Source organism: Salipaludibacillus aurantiacus (genome assembly GCF_900111295.1).
Classification (GTDB): domain Bacteria; phylum Bacillota; class Bacilli; order Bacillales; family Salisediminibacteriaceae; genus Salipaludibacillus; species Salipaludibacillus aurantiacus.
In genome coordinates this window covers 95,335-111,775 of record NZ_FOGT01000004.1, presented here as the reverse complement: position 1 = coordinate 111,775, position 16,441 = coordinate 95,335, and the positions used below count along the sequence as shown (strand labels likewise).

Genomic DNA, 16,441 nt, shown 5'->3' with positions numbered 1-16,441 from the left:
TCTACATCATCCTATGCAAATTGGGCCAAAACATTAACAAATTCTCGGCAGCAACATTCCGGAAAGACGGGTAAGGCGTCTCGTTGTGTTAACAGGCGTTTTTAATTTCAGCTTGCCTGCTTTTTCAGATATGGAAGCCACAAGGCCAATAAGTGTGGCATTCTTACCGAATTCATGGGAGTGAAGTAATTGAAGCACTTTATCCGCTTCCTTTGAATCGACAATAATAACGGCTTTTCCTTCGTTCGCCAAATAGAGAGGGTCAAACCCTAAAATTTCACACGCTCCTTCTACCTCCTCGTGTACAGGTATAGAAGTCTCGTTTAACTCGATAGAAATGCTGAAATCTTCGCAGAGTTCCACCAGTCCTGTCGCGAGACCTCCCCGCGTCAAGTCACGCATCACCCGAATCCCTTCTGTTTGTTGGATTAGCTGGTTAAGGAGAGTGTTTAACGAGGCACAATCGCTTTTTATATCGGTTAATAAGCCTAGCTGCTGACGGGCACTCAAGATAGCAATTCCGTGATCTCCTATCGTTCCAGTGATAATGACGGCGTCTCCTTTTTTCACCGCAGCAGGATTAAGATCCTTTTCCCCGATGGCGCCTATACCGGTTGTATTAATAAATATTCCGTCAACACTCCCCCTTTCCACGACTTTCGTATCTCCGGCTATGATTGAAACTCCCGCAGTTTCAGCTTCAGCTGCCATACTTTTAACAATCTTCTTTAAGTCACTGACGGGAAACCCTTCCTCAATCATAAATCCTGCCGTTAGAACCTTTGGCACAGCTCCTGTTACCGCCAGGTCATTAACTGTTCCTGTTACCGCCAGCTTGCCTATATTTCCTCCAGGAAAAAAGAGCGGATCCACCACATAGCTGTCCGTCGTCACAGCCATTTTTCCAGAAAAACAGGGAATAACTGCGGCATCTAAGCGCGCCTGCTCACCGTGGCCAAATGATTGAATAAAAACCTCCTGTATAAGCTGGTGGGTTAATTCTCCTCCTTCACCATGAGCTAAACTGATCCGTCCAGCCATAATTACTCCTCCCTCATGAAGTGGTAGTGGGCTGCACAGGTCCCTTCCGATGAGACCATACACGGTCCAACCGGCTTAGAAGGCGTGCAGGCTTTATTAAACAGGATACATTCTTCCGGGGTAATAACGCCCCTGATAATGTCGCCGCAGCGGCATTTCGTTTTCCTTGGTTCTGCCGGTAAAACATTAAATTTCTTTTTTGCATCAAACCGGGCGTATTTCTCTTTTAAGACAAGCCCGCTTCCCCGGATCTCTCCTATTCCACGCCACTCTTCATCTGCACGGGTTAAATATGTGTCCATGTAGTGTTGTGCTGTAAAATTGCCTGCCTCTTTAACGACATAGGTGTAATCATTAATAATACCCGTTCTTCCTTCGTGGAGCTGGTTCAGTAATTTTAAGAGGCCGCTGAGAAGCTGTACAGGTTCAAACCCCGTGATCACTCCGGGTATCTGGTATTTGTCATTTAAAAAACGGTAGCTTTGTTTTCCTGTCACGATGGACACATGGCCCGGCAGCAAAAATCCGTCCAGCTTGACCTCTCCGGATTGAAGCAAGGCTCTTAACACGGGTGCCACTAACTTTGTCGTCATCCAAATAGAAAAATTAGTCAAATCTTTCTTTTCTGCCTCACGAACGGCGGCGACTAAAGCGGGAATGGTCGTTTCAAAACCAATCCCTAAAAAAATAACTTCTTTATCCGGATGGTCTTTGGCAATCTGTATGCTGTCAGAAGGTGAGTAAATAATTCTGATATCACTGCCGTTTGTTTTTGCTTGCAGCAAAGAAGAATCAGACCCCGGAACGCGCATCATATCGCCGAACGTACAAAGAATGACATTGTTTTTTTTAGATAAACAGATCATGGCATCTATCGCCTTTTGATCTGTTACACAGACCGGACATCCGGGCCCTGCTATTAACCTCACATAGTCTCTTAATCTCGTTTTTATGCCTGATTTAGCAAAGGCCATCGTGTGGGATCCGCAAACTTCCATCACTGACGGCATTCTTCCTTCTCTTTTAATAAAGGTCTCAGCTGAATTTGCGACTGCGTCTGCCAGCCGCCGGGTTAATTCAGGATGTGAAAAAATCTTTGTCTCTAGCATCCAGCAGCTCCCTCCACTCTTTTATACTGGCATTGGCATACTCTTCTTCAATAATAACCATCGCCTGTCCGGCGTGGATGAGAACATAATTATTTAAAGTGACCTCAGGAACGAACAGAATTCCTATGGTCATTTTTGCGCCCATGACATCGACTAACGCTTTTTCACCTTCGATTTTAATTACCTTTGCAGGCACTCCTACACACACCGTTTTTCACCTCTTTTTCTATGACTCAGTGACTTTAAAACATGAGCGGCAATGGTGAGCTGACCGAGAGATAATCCGCCGTCATGGATCGGGATTTGTTGATGTGTATACACGGTAAAGCCTTTTTTCCTAAGCTGCCTTTTTACTTCTTTTCTCAAGTAATTATTTTGGAAAGATCCTCCCGATAACACGACTGTCCTGTTCAACTCCGGCCTTTCAGCCATGACCGATAAAATTGTCTGGACACAGGAGGACACGATCGTCTCATGAAATCTGCAAATGATTTTCCGGGCAGCCACCCCCTGCCTTTTTTCCTGGATAATCTCATAAATCATTGGAGAAAAATCGAGCAGATGACCGTGATCTTGAGTAGCAATGACCCGAAACGGGTACGGTTCTTTTTCATGGGCAGTGAGAGCTGTGCCTTCTATGACATCTGCTAACTTAATCGCCGCTTCACCTTCATACGTCGCGATAGTACAAATCCCCAGTATGGCGCTCACCGCATCAAACAGTCTGCCGCAAGTACCTGCGAAAGGCGAGTTGATTCCGTTTGTGACCATCCGGCTGATCACGTCGAGATTGACTGTTTCCTCCGGAAACAGGTCAGCGGCCAGTTTTCTGCCTTCTTCCGGCCAGTAGTGAAGCAGCATACCGGCGGCCGTTCTCCACGGTTCCCTCACTGCTTTGTCACCGCCGGGGAGCGGGGTGTATGATAAGTGACCGAGACGTTCGACAGATTCAGCATTGCCGTACAGGAATTCGAATCCCCAGATATGGCCGTCTTCCCCATAGCCGGTGCCATCGAGTATAATTCCGAGACAAGGTTCCATCAGGCTGTTATCTTCCATGCAGGACACGTGATGGGCATGGTGATGCTGGACAGGGACTTTAATCCCCGGCAGTTTTTTCGCTAAAGCTGACGTTTCATAGAGTGGATGCTTATCGAAGGCGATACATTCCGGCTCACCTTTAAGCCAGTTCTTGTAATGGCAGAGAGTGTCTTCCAATGAATGAATCATTTCTTCATTTTCCACTTCTCCTATATGCGGACTCAAAAAAATATAATGCTCCTTTCCAATCGCAAACGTATTTTTCTGATCGCCTCCTAAAGCCAGAATGTTATTCACGTTGAGCTTGGATGTAAGCGGGTCCGGCACATAGCCTCTGGCCCTCCGGAGATATATTATCTCCTCTCCATCCCATTGAACGACTGAATCGTCTACAGGTCTCTCAATCGGCCGGTTGTGAGTCAATAGATAATCACACAAGTTATTCAGATCACTCTGACAGTCGTCTCTGTAAAAGATAGGCAGCCCCGATGTGTTGGCGCTCGTCATTACCAGACAAGGTAATTCTCCGGACAGGAGAAGGTGATGGAGCGGGGTATAAGGAAGCATGACGCCGAGGGTAGATAACCCCGGGGAAAGAATGTCTGGTAAAGAGCACCCTTCCTTTCTGCGCAGAATGACTATCGGCGTTTCAGGCCTTGAAAGCAGCTGTTCTTCATTTTTGGTTAAACTGCAAAATTCTCGTGCCGCATCCACGGATTTCACCATGACGGCCAATGGACGCTGCGGCCTCCTTTTTAGTTGCCTGAGCCGGTCAACAGCAGAAGCTTGAAAGGGATCGCAGGCGAGATGGTAGCCCCCTACCCCTTTTATTGCTGCTATCTTTCCTTTTTTTAAAAAATCGATAGTCTGTCTTATCGCATTTGAATTTTCACTAAGACGGTGCCCCGTGTAATTTAGAAGAGTAAGTTTTGGCCCGCACGCCGGGCAGCAGACGGGCTGGGCATGATGTCGGCGGTTCCCGGGATCTTCATACTCTTCCTTGCAGCTGAGGCACATTGGAAAACCTTTCATCGCTGTAAGCGGTCTGTCATACGGCAAGCCTTGAATAATCGTATAGCGGGGTCCGCACTGGGTGCAGTTAATAAACGGAAAGTTGTAACGTCTGTCCGCCGGGTCGTTCATTTCTGCTGTACACAGATCACATACCGCAGCATCCGCAGGCAGCCACGGGACAGCCTCCCCTTTGTTTTCGCTCGGGACAATCATAAATTCATCATGCCCTGAAGGAGCGGCTTCCTGAATGGTTATATTATCTACCTTTGCCAGTCGGGGCGGCGAGTGTCTAACCTCATCTGCCAAGTCTTTTAAACTGTTTTTATCTCCTTCAACATGAATCAGCAAGCCGTCCAGGTTATTTTGAACCGTCCCTTTGAGATTATATTTGTGTGCAAGACTATATATAAACGGCCGAAAGCCTACCCCTTGGACTCTTCCGGTAACCGTGATTTTTAACGCGCAAGGCATGTGTGATATACCTCTCTGATCCACCCGGTCCACTCTCCCATCCTGTCTCCAGTCAAAGCTGAAACGGGTTTAAACAACGCCTCAGGGTTAATAGATTTCAGATCCTCTGCTGCTTCCACCAGATTAAATGGAACATAAGGAAGCAGATCAATTTTATTAATAAGGGTCATATCCGTGCGCCGGAACATAATCGGGTATTTTGGAATTTTATCATTCCCTTCAGGCACACTTAAGACGACAACCTTAAAGTGCTGCCCTAAATCATAGCCTGACGGACACACTAAATTACCGATGTTTTCTATAAAAAGAATATCTGTCTTCTCCAAGTCAAATTCAGGCAGCTTTTTGGCAATCATCCTGGCATCCAGGTGGCAGCCTCCTACTGTATTTATCTGAACCGTGTCAACACCGAGGGCACGTAACCGGTCAGCATCCCGCTCCGTTGCCAGATCCCCTTCAATTACGCCAATCTTATATTCTCGGGCCAATGCTTTAACTGTTGCTTCCAGCAATGTTGTTTTTCCCGCACCAGGTGAGCTCATTATATTAATGACAAGCGTGCGGCTGTCCTGAAAAAGTTTTCTGTTAAAAGCGGCTGCTTTATTTTGATCCTTCAGCACCTCTTCTTTTAAATTAATTTCCATCCTCGTCACATCCTTCGTATGATTCAACTCTGAATGTTTCACCCGATAGAAGCTCGCTGGTCGGAAGCCGGCAGACAGGGCAGAAAGCAATCCGGTAATCAGGAACGAACTCTGTTCTGCATGAGCGGCACGCTGCTCTCGCTTCCTCCCGGATAACATGCAGTTCAGTCTGTTCATCAAAAAGGGCCTCAACCCGGGGCCGTAAATAAATAAACGCTTCCTCGAGCGCTTCAGGCAATACGTTAGATAAATCACCGACAATTACATCAATTTTACTCACCTTAATGATGCCTCTATCATGGGCATCTTCAGAAACAAGCTTAATCAACTCGGCCATCAGCGAAAGTTCATGCATTTCCAACACCTCAGTATTGGTTTATGTCTTCAGAAAAGACAATAGACCAGTTGTGGCGATTTTAAATAATGGGCTGTTTCTTAAGTGGGGTCAGCCCCCCCAGAAACTGGGGGGGCTGACCCCACTTCACACTTTCTTTTCACTTATTTAAGAAAATACTCATATTTGCTTCCTCTGAAGCACATTTAAAAAATGTACAATGAAAGTGCAATTTTTTTCATGTAAGTAAGTTTAGTTTGTAAGGGGGAGACAGAATGCCAGATCACATGAAACAAAGAGATTTACTTCTTTTTTACGCAGAGCTTTATAAGCCGCCGGGGGACGCGGTCTATGAAGTCATCAGCCATCCGGATTTCCGCTCTGAACTTGAACAAGCATCAGGAGCGGCTTTAAACGACGGCGGTGAACTTCCCTGCTTGACCAGCTTGAAAGAAGAATTCCGCTCGTTATTTTCCCGTTCTTCTCAAAACGGAATTTCTCTCATTGAATCATTTTACAAACCGTGGACAACTGATCAGACAGCCGCTCTTCCATTTGCTCAATCTAAAGGTATGATGATGGGCGACCCGGCGTGGCACATGCGATATTTACTTGAAGAAACAGGCCTTAACTCATCATATGACCCGATGTTTTACCCTGATCATGTCAGCGTGATTTTGGAATTAGCCGCTTTTTTACTCGAAGAACAGGAAACAGACAAATTCACACTATTAGTCAGCCAGCATTTGAATTGGCTTGACGATCTCGTCGAAGCTATCAGAAAACAAAACAAGGACTCATTTTACCTTAAATTGACAGAATTATTAAACAAGTTTGTGAATACATTCACAAATCATGACCAGTCTTTTGACCGGATTAAGGAGGGTTCTGTATGTTAAAACCTGTCTCACGCCGCTCATTTATTAAAGCTTCAGCAGCCACTGCTGCTGCAGTCTCCCTTACTTCATTTGATATGCAAAGCTGGATGACCTCAGCCTCTGCTGAAGAAAAAGCGGCCATCTCTACCATTCCTACTACATGTAACGGCTGTTCCAGCCAGTGCGGGATGATTGCCTACACAAAAAACGGACGTCTCTGGAAGCTGGAAGGGCATCCTGACCATCCGCGAAGCAGGGGCACCCTTTGTGCAAGAGGCCACGGCTACGCCACTCTCGTATATTCAAAAGACCGTCTTGAACAGCCTATGAAACGCATGGAAAACGGAGAGTATGAACCCATTTCCTGGGAACAGGCCTACAAAGAAATCGGCGCTAAACTTCAAAGCATTATTAAAGAACATGGACCTGAATCGGTCGCTCTCGTACAAGATCCGCGCCCTACAGGAAAGGTTTATGCCACCCGGTTTATTAAAGCTTTAGGGTCGCCAAACTACTACACCCACCATGTGGCTTGCAATAATTCACGTGATACAGGGTTCAATCACACAATCGGGGGCGTACCAAGTGCAGATATTGCCAACTCCTCTTATATTATGTTTATTGGCCGGAGCTATGGGGACGGGATCAGGCCTTCCTCTATGAGCGCACTCGCACAGGCGAAAGAAAACGGAGCAAAAGTGGTTATTGTCGACCCCCGTAAAAACAATACGGCGCCATTTGCAGACCAATGGCTGCCGATCAGGCCCGGAACCGATTTGGCGCTCGTATTAGCCATGTCCCATGTATTAATAGAAAAAGACTTATATGATGAAGGCTTTATTGAAGACCATGCAACTGGATTTGAAGAATTTAAAAAGGAAGTGGAACAGTATACCCCTGAATGGGCAGAAGAAGTGACCGGGATTGACGCCCAAACGATTGAAACGATTGCAACTGACATGGGTGAAGCAAAACCGAAAGCGGTCATTGAACAATCCTGGCGGGGCGCTTTCGGATGCAACTATAAAAACAGTACAGAAACAGGCAGGGCCGTCGCATTATTCAATGCCATGCTCGGCAATATCCAGCAGGAAGGCGGCTATATTTTTGGCGCAAGTGCCGGTCTCGGAGACTTGGATCCTAATCAGTTTCCAGCACCTCCGGAACCCGATGCCGTAAAAGACGGCGAAGAGGATTTCCCGTTGGCGCCACGCGGGCGGGGCGTCGCCAACATCGTTCCTCTGCGTGCAAAAGAAGGAAAGATGAAAGCCGCCTTTTACCATCATTCAAACGCGGCGCTCGGCTACGGAAATCCGGAATATTATAAAGAAGCTTTAAATGAGATGGATCTCATCGTGACAATTGACGTTCAAATGTCCGAAACAGCCTTGCTCTCCCATTATGTCCTCCCGGAACCGAGTTACATGGAAAGAGATGACGCAGTCGACGGCGTTGGAGGCGGAACAGCTACCGTGGTTCTCAGACAGAAAGCTGTAGACCGTGTCCATCCGAACACGAAACCTGCGGATGAGATTTTTACTGAGCTGGCAAAGGCCTCCGGGGTTGGGGAGTACTTTACTTTTACTCTTGAGGATTATAATAAGGCGGCAGTCGAACCGTTAGGCATTACGATGGACGAACTGAGAGAAAAAGGTTCCATTCCTCTCGAAGATAAAAAAGCTGACATTGGAACTGTGCCTGAATTCAATACCCCTTCCGGGAAGGTGGAATTCGCAAGTCAAACTTTCGAAGATGCCGGCTTTAATGCGGTGCCGACGTGGATCCCCCCTCTCGTTGAACCGAAAAACGGAAGCTATCGTTTAACGACAGGAAAGCAGGCGATTCACAGCCATACACAGACAGCTAATATACCGATGCTGATGCAGATTACGAAAGATTATGATCTTGAGCGACTGTGGATGAACCGCCAGGAAGCAAAAAAGAAAGGCATTCAGGACGGCGATCTTGTAGAGGTCTCGTCTGAGAGCGCGTCCAGCACGGTTAAAGTGAAACTGACTGACCGCCTCCACCCTGAAACTGTCTATATTCCGTCTCATTATGGTATTACTTCCAAGTACTTAACGACCGCCAAAGGAGTCGGCTTTAGCTATATGGAACATGTACCTTTCCATTTTCAGCCAATGAGCGGATGCAGTATGATTCACGAAGTGATTGTAGATGTCAGAAAGGTGGATGCTTAAATGGGACAATATCGAATGCTTGTGGACGTGACGAAGTGTATCGGCTGTTACAGCTGCCGGGTCGCTTGCCAGATGGAAAATGACCTGCCTTCCGACCAGTCTTATATTTCTTTTTGCGAAGTGGAAAAAGGAGAATACCCCAATGTGGAATGGGTGATGCACCGGTTCTCCTGTCTTCACTGTGAAGACGCGGTTTGCGAAAAAGTATGTCCGCAGAACGCGATCAGCTATTCTCAAACTGGCGCAGTGGTGGTGGATCAGGAGCAATGTATCGGGTGTGAATACTGTGAGAAAAACTGTCCGTTTGGCCGGGCGAAAGTTGAGCTCTGCCAGGATAAGGAGGGTAACAGTGTTTCCAGGGCTAATAAATGCACTCTATGTAATGGCAAGGTCCTTGAAGGTGTGACACCGGCATGTGCCTCCACCTGTTACACTAAAGCCATTGTTTTCGGTGAAAGCGACGAGATCCTTCAAAAGGCTGAACAGCGGCTGGCTGAGGTGAAAGACCGTTATCCGGATGCGAACATCTATAACCCGGAAGGTGTCGGGGGCACTCATACGATTTATCTTCTCGCGCATAAGCCTGAAGAGTATGATCTTGAATCGGATGCTGCCACGCCGGCTTCTGCGATTATCTGGAAAGATTACGCTCAGCCTCTCGGTAAATTGCTGCTTGGGGCGACCACTATGGCTGTAATCGGCGGAGCCATTTCCAACCGTCTCTTTAATAAAGGCGAACACCATGAAGGGGGAGAATAAAATGAGCAGCCAACAAAACCGGCGAATGGTTAAGCGCTTTTCAAAGACGGCCATCTTTGTTCACTGGCTGAATGCACTTGCTTTTTTCATGCTTTATTTGACAGGTCTGCCCCTGTATACGGAGTATTTCCATTGGCTCTATATCATTTTAGGCAGCGCTGAAAACGCCATGATTCTCCATCGAATCTTTGCTGTTGTATTTATGACTCCGCTTATCATTGCGCTTATTTTCGACCGTCAAAGCCTTGTTCACTGGTTAAAACAGATATTCACCTGGAAGAAGCATGATTTCAAATTCTTCATGCCGTTCGCTAAAGAGTTTTTCGGCCTTCATTCAGAGGTGCCAAAACAGGATTTTTACAACGCCGGGGAAAAATTGAATTCACTGCTGCAGCTTTCTATGGGATTTATTCTTGTCATCTCCGGAGTCATTCTCTGGTTTGACCAGTTCTTTTCTGCTTCAGCCGTGCAATGGGCGTTTGTTTTTCATAATATCGGGTTCGCCCTGGCTATAGCGGTCGTCGTAGGACATGTTTATTTAAGCGTAGGCCACCCGAATTCCCGTGTCTCTATGAAAGGAATAACAAAGGGGGACGTGCCGGTTGACTATGCCCGCGACCATCACGGCCGCTGGTACGATGAACTGAAAGAAAAGGAAAAACAAAAAAACAAAGGAGCTTAACAGAGATTAAAGATTAAGCCCCAAAAAAGCCCCCGGAGAGCATCTCTCCGGGGGCGAACTTACTTAAGTTAATTCTGGCCAGTAGGCTTTATTAGCTTCAATAAGGTCATCCAGAAGGTCTTTGGCGACTTGGGCGCTTGGAACAATTCTAGACAACGTAAGTGCCTGCCACAGTTTCTGATAGGACTTTTCGTTCCAGGCCTCTACAACGAGTTTTTCAACAGCCACCTGCTGCTCCATCAGCCCTTTCTGGAATCGTGGAATCTCGCCCTGGACGAGCGGTTCAGGTCCCTGGCTGCCGACGAGGCAAGGAACTTCGACCATGGCGGTTGGATCAAAATTGCTGATCGCGCCGTTGTTTTCTACTATGAGAAGCATGCGTTCTTTTGTATTAAAGGCAATCGCCCGGGCCAGATCTACTATATAAGACGCATGTTCATCTATATGGAGCTCTGTCCCTTCGGAGGTGCCGTTATCAATTATCTTTTGGCACTCTCCAAAGACGAATTTTTCACGGCCGTCCATGACTTCGTTCGCACGAGTATAATTCGGGTCGGATTTGGCGACTTCATGATCAGGGTAAAAATAATATTTTAAATACGTATTCGGCACGGTAGCCGGATCAAGAGCCTGAACATCTTTTGCTTTAGCGAATGTGCTGTTCCAGCTGGCGTCCGCGTGCTGGATTGATTCATCCACTGTTACATAACCATACTTCGATACGTGTTCGCGAATTTGCGGCAGCAGGTCGTTGCCTTCTTTGTCACGGATATCTGTCCACCAGCCGAAGTGATTGAGGCCGTAATACTTTACTTCCATTTCTTTTCGGGATGAAAGTCCGATCGCCGAAGCCATTAATTCTTCAATACCGATTGGCATATCGCAAATGTTCAAAATGTTTGAGTCCGGGCGAAGCTTACGCGTTGCCTCGGCAACGATCGCAGCCGGGTTGGAATAGTTGAGGAACCAGGCGTCAGGGGAGTACTGGTCCTTGAAATCAATCAGTTCCAATACGTCGCCAATCGACCGCATTCCGTATGCAATGCCGCCTGGACCACATGTTTCCTGGCCGACTACACCGTGTTTCAAAGGAATTTTTTCATCTTTTTCACGCATGGCGTATTTTCCGGTGCGGATGTGCGCCATGACGAAATCAATGTTGGAAAACGCCGTTTCCGGATCGGTTGTAGCCGTAAAAGTGATTTCCGGTGCTTTTTCTTTTAAAATAATGTCAGTGGCACCGGCAATAACGGCCTGCCGCTCTTCATCATTGTCGTAAAACTTGATTTCATTGATTGGCAATTTGTCCAGGTTATCAAGCAGCATGAGTACAATCCCCGGCGTGAAAGTACTCCCTCCGCCGGCAATTGTGATTGAAAATTTTTTCATAACTATCATCCTCCTAATTATAATTTACTGTTTCTTTTGTTCATCAATAAACGATTCGATCGAATCACGGACTTGAGGAACAGAGAGACCGACAATAACTTGTATGCTTTCATTATTTTTCACCAGACCGTGAGCTTGGCCATGTTCTTTAAAGTACTTATCATCTTCTACCTTCTCAGGATCAGCAACCGTTACACGAAGACGTGTCGCACAGTTTGTCACATCAACGATATTTTCTGCACCGCCGAGCCCTTTGAGGAAGGCAGCTGCCCGCTGGTCGTATTCACTGTCAAACTGCTGTTGCTGCTGAGTGCAGTCGTCTTCTTTCATTGCTTTATAATCTTTTTTCGTATAAAGCTTCGTTTCAGCGTTTTCTTCTTTTTCACGTCCTGGAAGAGCAAAGTCAAACTTCAGGATCAGGAAACGGAACAGGAAGTAATAAATGACCGTGAAGATGACCCCGATAACGACTTGGGCGAGATAGACGTCCCAATGGTTGCCCATGAGCGGAATCCAGTTGGTCGTAGCGATCTCAATTAAACCGCCGCCCTGGTTTCCAACAAGGCCGAACGCGCTCTGAATAGTCACCATTGTTGCACCCAGTACCGCATGCAAAGCGAACAGGAACGGTGCGATGAACAGGAAGGTAAATTCAAGCGGTTCTGTAATACCTGCTACTACAGCTGTTAATGTGGCTGCCAGCAAGAGAGCCCCGACTTGCTTTTTCTTCTCTGCTTTCGCTGTGCTGTAAATAGCAAGAGCAATACCGACTGAACCGAACATTTTAATATTCCCTTGCAGAAGGAAAGCTCCTCCGTCCCATTGTTCCCGGAGCGGTTCAGCTGAAGCTGAGAGCTCAGAAAGCTTAGAAACCCATGCTGCTGTAATACCACCGTCCACAACTGCCGGTCCAAACTGGAACGGCGTGTAAATGAAATGATGCAGGCCGGTTGGAATAAGAATACGCTCAAGGAAGTGGAACAGCCAGACGCCCACATACCCGGAAGCGATCATAAACCCTTGCAATGAAGCAATTCCTTCCTGAACAACAGGCCAGACCCATGCCGTTAAAAATGCCAGAGGGATCATTGCAAAGAATGAGATCATGACGATGAACGGTCCGCCCTGGAAAATACCGAGTGCATCCGGTAATTTCTTATCGTAATACCGGTTATGCAGCCAAATAGTAATTCCTGATATAACAATTGCACCAAGAATATTAGTATCGAGCGTCTCGATTCCTGCGATTTCGGTTAACCCGACTGCCTCGTCAATATTCTGAGTCATATCAACACCGAACGCCGGCCCCCAAATCCCAAGGATAGAATTAAGAAACGTGTTGAACATTAAGTAAGCCATAACAGCTGAAAGTGTCGCCCGTCCCGCTGCCTTTTTAGCCAGGGAGATCGGGAGACCGATCACGAAGACCAGTTCCATATGATTGAAAACTGTCCAACCCGTGTTTTCAATAAAGGTCCATAATTGATACCAAAGACTGTCGGGGTCCGCAAGCCCGCCCATAATCTGCTCATTTTTAAAGAGTGTTGCCAGCCCGACTACTATCCCGAAGAACGGGAAGAGCAGGACGGGAACAATCATCGCACTGCCAAATCTGCGTATTGAATTCATTTGGTACTCCACCACCTTGAAAAGATTAAAATAATGTCTGCGATCTATGATAACGATTTCATTTTAAAATGACAGAGCCCGGACAGCAATAGATGAGAGCAATCGAGGGAGGGGTTTGAGGAAAATGAATTTTGTTTCACAATGCGGGAAATTTCCCGCAATGCTCGGGAAAGGATTTCTTTAGAACTATTAAACAGTGATATAATTGTGCCGAGCATCTTTAATCGCTGGGAGGTGATTAGAAATGAGTCTGGAAGAATTGATTAATGAATTTTATGAGAAGTTGAACGACAATGATCTGCACGTTCTGAAATACATATTAAACAATAAAAAGACATGCTCTCAAATGGGAATTAATGATTTGGCTGAAGCTTGCCACTCATCGCGGTCCTCCATCCACAGAATGACAAAAAAGCTCAACTTCAGCGGCTACAGTGAATTCCGGGTTTTTTTAAAATGGGAGGAGCAGCCTGAACTTATGCGCGGCACTCACGTGGAAATTCTTGAAAACGACGTGACGACTACTTTTAAAAATTTAGCAGCTGTAGATTTTGATCCGATAAGTGAAAAACTGTACTCAGCTAACAGGATTTTCATATACGGCACAGGCACGGCACAATTAAGCTGTGTAATGGAAGCTCAGCGGCTGTTCGCCCTTATGAGTACGTTTATAACAGTGATTCATGATGAGACAGAGTTTGAAACCATGCTGAAAGCTATGCAGGAGGACGATGTCGTCATTATCTTATCTTTATCCGGCAGCACGCCTGCCCTGATGCCGATCGTCAAACAGCTGAACGCCCGTGGCATCGACTTTATTTCAATAACCAATTTGAAAAACAACAAACTTGCTCAAATGTCCCCATACAGCATTTATGCGGCAACTTCCGAAACATTTGCCGGTGACGGGACAGAAGTCGTTTCATTTATTCCGTTTTATATCGCTGTTGAAACGATGTTCCGTAAATATGCTGATTATGTGGAGAAGCAGTAAGTGAGGAAAAAGGAGTAGTTAGCAGATATTATGTAAGTATTGATACAGAAATGGTTTGATTTCCGCGGACGAACCGGCAAGGCCTTTAGAGATCACACCACCATACAGGAAATTCGAAAGTGTTCCCCAGGAGTTCCGCGTGTTTCTGTTATATCAGCAGCTGTTTTTTTTAACGGTGAACTTTAACAGATTGGTTTTAAAAAAGACAGTGGCGAACCACTGTCTTTTACGCCCAGCCTATAAACTCTTCTTTTTTTGCATCAGCTGTGCGTATTTCTTTTCAAGCTCTTTTTTCTCCTCTTCATTGGCAGGAACAGCCAGCTTCCCAAGTATTTCCGTTAACTTCAGGTCAAGAGTAAGAGAACTTACTTCATCTGCCGCCTGCTCTCCCGAATTAAAAGGTTTATTGATAGAGTCCCGGCCTTTCAGTTCAGCTTTACCGCCTTTAATTTCAATCACCTCATCGGCTAAATGCTTTATAAAATAACGGTCATGGGTGACAAACAAAATAGTGCCGGGATACTGGCTCAGTATTTCCTGGAGTGCCTCTTTAGCCTGGAGGTCTAAAAAATTTGTAGGTTCATCTAACAGAAGGACATTATAATCCCCCAGAAAAACCTTTGCGAGAGCAGCTTTCACCCGCTCACCACCACTTAATTTCCAGACAGGTTTAAATACTTCTTCTCTTTTAAACTGGAGCCTGGCCAAAACCGTACGTATAAACGTCTCAGAATACCGGCTTGACTCAAGAATATTTTCTAAAATCGTCTTTTCTTCTTCAAGGTTTTCTAGCTGCTGGTAGAAAAAGCCGAGCTTGACAGGTTTGGCAGCGCGGATGCCTTCAGTACCTCCCGCTATCAATTTAAGCAATGTGGATTTTCCGCTGCCGTTCCGCCCTGTAATGGCCACTTTGGAACCTGGTTTTACGGAAGCAGTAAAGCCGCTGAACAACACTCTGTGTCCTGCTTTGACCTCTAAGTTCTCAAAAGCCAGGACAGTTCGGCTGTGGATCGGCGGGAACTCAGCAATATCAAAAGTAACCGCCGATTCTTCCGAAGGCTTTTCTTTTTTCTCCAGCTGGTCAATCCGGGACTGAATCGCCTTCACCCCTTTATCAAGCTTCGTCTTCTTTTGGCCGACACTCCTTTTATGCAGCCTGGCCTCAGAATTGCCCATCCGTTTAGGCGCTTTCTTTAATGATTTAGAGTGCTCTGATTTTTCTTGTTTTGCAGCTAATAACCGTGCTTCTTCCTTTTTGTACTGTTTGTACTCAAACCAGTCACGGTCTATTTCAAGCTTTTTCTGATTTAAATAATCTGTATAGTTTCCTTCATACTCATTTACATTTCCATGCTCTACTTCCCATATAGACGTACACATGTTATCAAGAAGCGTACGGTCATGAGAGATAAGCACGAAAGCACCGGTAAAAACGTTCATTTCTTCTTCAAGCTGACTGACACCTTCCACATCCAAATGGCTCGTAGGTTCATCAGCAAAAATAATTCCGGCATTTGAAGCAAAGGCCGCTGCAATCTTTTTTCTCGTCTGCTCCCCGCCACTTAACCCCTCTTTATAATCCGGCACTCCCCATCGACTGGAACTTCCCATGCTCCTTTTTCCCTCTGTCACAACCTCAAGCTGGGGAATATATGCTGGTCGACTAAACTGGCGGATCTTCCCTTTATCAGCTTCAATTTCTCCGGCGAGTAGTTTTAATAACGTAGACTTTCCCGCTCCATTTTTTCCAACCACTCCTATACAGTTCCCTTTATAAACCTGAAGCTGTTTAACCTTTATAATTAACCGCTCACCATACTGTTTTTCTATATCAGCTGCTTCTAATAAAAGCATAAAAAAACCTCCCTTTAGAGCTAGAGAGGATAGGTGCATATACAGGTACGGACAAATAAACTTATCCCTAAAAAAGGAGAAGCCGCCTTTATTATTCCGTTAATGAAAGCTACCTGAAAAATGAACACACTAATCCTGTCTAGACGAATTAATTAACGTGAAATTAATGTCTGGGTAACAGAATTATTGCTTCATTGTATAAGGTACCTTCCTTCCATTAGAATTAGTTATATCATATGCGGGAGGCTCAGCTTTGTCAATATACAATGTTCCCTGCCGGAATGGCACCTCATATTAAAAAAAGAGGCTAAGACAAAACTAAAGACAAGTTTGTAAAGGACGAACAATAATTTTATAAGACATCTTATAAGGTAGGTTACTTTTAGTTTTACAATTATTAA

Annotated in this window: 14 protein-coding genes; 5 read left to right on the top strand and 9 right to left on the bottom strand. The window is 45.8% G+C overall.

The window, feature by feature from the left end; translation table 11 throughout:
* Positions 1-33: 33 nt before the first annotated feature.
* Genes hypE through BMW59_RS06050 form a run of 6 tightly spaced genes read right to left on the bottom strand, consistent with a single transcriptional unit; the run spans position 34 to position 5,675 of the window.
* On the bottom strand, positions 34-1,041 hold the full coding sequence (gene hypE, locus BMW59_RS06075) for a hydrogenase expression/formation protein HypE (RefSeq protein ID WP_093048828.1): 1,008 nt from the start codon (positions 1,039-1,041) through the stop codon (positions 34-36).
* 2 nt (positions 1,042-1,043) lie between these two features.
* Positions 1,044-2,150 carry a hydrogenase formation protein HypD gene (gene hypD / locus BMW59_RS06070; RefSeq protein WP_093048825.1) on the bottom strand — a complete coding sequence of 369 codons (1,107 nt, stop codon included), beginning with the start codon at positions 2,148-2,150 and terminating at the stop codon, positions 1,044-1,046.
* The gene (locus tag BMW59_RS06065; protein WP_425441256.1) at positions 2,119-2,346 is read right to left on the bottom strand and encodes a HypC/HybG/HupF family hydrogenase formation chaperone; all 228 of its coding nucleotides are present in this window, start codon (positions 2,344-2,346) and stop codon (positions 2,119-2,121) included. The genes hypD and BMW59_RS06065 overlap by 32 nt, the downstream gene beginning before the upstream one ends.
* Before the next feature lie 2 nt (positions 2,347-2,348).
* Positions 2,349-4,700 (bottom strand): carbamoyltransferase HypF, encoded by a 2,352-nt coding sequence (gene hypF / locus BMW59_RS06060; protein WP_342739720.1) that lies wholly within the window; start codon positions 4,698-4,700, stop codon positions 2,349-2,351.
* Positions 4,661-5,320 (bottom strand): hydrogenase nickel incorporation protein HypB, encoded by a 660-nt coding sequence (gene hypB / locus BMW59_RS06055; RefSeq protein WP_093048816.1) that lies wholly within the window; start codon positions 5,318-5,320, stop codon positions 4,661-4,663. Before hypB ends, hypF begins: the two co-directional genes overlap by 40 nt.
* Positions 5,310-5,675, bottom strand: coding sequence for a hydrogenase maturation nickel metallochaperone HypA/HybF (locus tag BMW59_RS06050; RefSeq protein WP_093048813.1), 366 nt, complete (start codon positions 5,673-5,675; stop codon positions 5,310-5,312). The genes hypB and BMW59_RS06050 overlap by 11 nt, the downstream gene beginning before the upstream one ends.
* Before the next feature lie 254 nt (positions 5,676-5,929).
* On the opposite strand from BMW59_RS06050, the gene BMW59_RS06045 reads away from it, so the two are divergent.
* From BMW59_RS06045 to BMW59_RS06030, 4 genes are read left to right on the top strand one after another with little or no spacing between them, the layout of a single operon-like run.
* Entirely contained in the window at positions 5,930-6,553 is a 624-nt protein-coding gene (locus BMW59_RS06045; RefSeq protein WP_093048811.1) for a TorD/DmsD family molecular chaperone, read from the top strand.
* Positions 6,547-8,733: a molybdopterin-containing oxidoreductase family protein gene (locus BMW59_RS06040; RefSeq protein ID WP_093048808.1), complete on the top strand. Its 2,187-nt coding sequence runs from the start codon at positions 6,547-6,549 to the stop codon at positions 8,731-8,733. The genes BMW59_RS06045 and BMW59_RS06040 overlap by 7 nt, the downstream gene beginning before the upstream one ends.
* Entirely contained in the window at positions 8,734-9,492 is a 759-nt protein-coding gene (locus tag BMW59_RS06035) for a 4Fe-4S dicluster domain-containing protein (protein ID WP_093048805.1), read from the top strand. It begins immediately after the preceding gene.
* A 1-nt stretch (position 9,493) separates the two neighbouring features.
* Positions 9,494-10,174, top strand: coding sequence for a formate dehydrogenase subunit gamma (locus BMW59_RS06030; protein ID WP_093048802.1), 681 nt, complete (start codon positions 9,494-9,496; stop codon positions 10,172-10,174).
* 63 nt (positions 10,175-10,237) lie between these two features.
* Here the strand turns inward: BMW59_RS06030 and BMW59_RS06025 are convergent, their stop codons facing one another.
* Both BMW59_RS06025 and BMW59_RS06020 read right to left on the bottom strand, forming a co-directional pair.
* Positions 10,238-11,563 carry a 6-phospho-alpha-glucosidase gene (locus BMW59_RS06025; protein WP_093048798.1) on the bottom strand — a complete coding sequence of 442 codons (1,326 nt, stop codon included), beginning with the start codon at positions 11,561-11,563 and terminating at the stop codon, positions 10,238-10,240.
* Positions 11,564-11,587: 24 nt separating this feature from the next.
* On the bottom strand, positions 11,588-13,192 hold the full coding sequence (locus tag BMW59_RS06020; RefSeq protein WP_093048795.1) for an alpha-glucoside-specific PTS transporter subunit IIBC: 1,605 nt from the start codon (positions 13,190-13,192) through the stop codon (positions 11,588-11,590).
* A 244-nt stretch (positions 13,193-13,436) separates the two neighbouring features.
* Between BMW59_RS06020 and BMW59_RS06015 the strand changes: the two genes are divergently transcribed.
* Positions 13,437-14,186, top strand: a complete 750-nt coding sequence (locus BMW59_RS06015) for a MurR/RpiR family transcriptional regulator (RefSeq protein WP_093048792.1) — start codon at positions 13,437-13,439, stop codon at positions 14,184-14,186.
* A 237-nt stretch (positions 14,187-14,423) separates the two neighbouring features.
* On the opposite strand, the gene abc-f is transcribed toward BMW59_RS06015, so the two are convergent.
* Complete coding sequence (abc-f, locus tag BMW59_RS06010; protein WP_093048789.1) at positions 14,424-16,040, bottom strand: ribosomal protection-like ABC-F family protein; 1,617 nt, start codon at positions 16,038-16,040, stop codon at positions 14,424-14,426.
* Between the last annotated feature and the right edge of the window lie 401 nt (positions 16,041-16,441).

What these genes read in the sequence shown, in the direction of transcription:
- hypE (WP_093048828.1), bottom strand. Translation starts at nt 1,041, where the DNA reads ATGGCTGGACGGATCAGTTTAGCTCATGGTGAAGGAGGAGAATTAACC.
- hypD (WP_093048825.1), bottom strand. Translation starts at nt 2,150, where the DNA reads ATGCTAGAGACAAAGATTTTTTCACATCCTGAATTAACCCGGCGGCTG.
- hypB (WP_093048816.1), bottom strand. Translation starts at nt 5,320, where the DNA reads ATGGAAATTAATTTAAAAGAAGAGGTGCTGAAGGATCAAAATAAAGCA.
- BMW59_RS06050 (WP_093048813.1), bottom strand. Translation starts at nt 5,675, where the DNA reads ATGCATGAACTTTCGCTGATGGCCGAGTTGATTAAGCTTGTTTCTGAA.
- BMW59_RS06045 (WP_093048811.1), top strand. Translation starts at nt 5,930, where the DNA reads ATGCCAGATCACATGAAACAAAGAGATTTACTTCTTTTTTACGCAGAG.
- BMW59_RS06040 (WP_093048808.1), top strand. Translation starts at nt 6,547, where the DNA reads ATGTTAAAACCTGTCTCACGCCGCTCATTTATTAAAGCTTCAGCAGCC.
- BMW59_RS06035 (WP_093048805.1), top strand. Translation starts at nt 8,734, where the DNA reads ATGGGACAATATCGAATGCTTGTGGACGTGACGAAGTGTATCGGCTGT.
- BMW59_RS06030 (WP_093048802.1), top strand. Translation starts at nt 9,494, where the DNA reads ATGAGCAGCCAACAAAACCGGCGAATGGTTAAGCGCTTTTCAAAGACG.
- BMW59_RS06025 (WP_093048798.1), bottom strand. Translation starts at nt 11,563, where the DNA reads ATGAAAAAATTTTCAATCACAATTGCCGGCGGAGGGAGTACTTTCACG.
- BMW59_RS06020 (WP_093048795.1), bottom strand. Translation starts at nt 13,192, where the DNA reads ATGAATTCAATACGCAGATTTGGCAGTGCGATGATTGTTCCCGTCCTG.
- BMW59_RS06015 (WP_093048792.1), top strand. Translation starts at nt 13,437, where the DNA reads ATGAGTCTGGAAGAATTGATTAATGAATTTTATGAGAAGTTGAACGAC.
- abc-f (WP_093048789.1), bottom strand. Translation starts at nt 16,040, where the DNA reads ATGCTTTTATTAGAAGCAGCTGATATAGAAAAACAGTATGGTGAGCGG.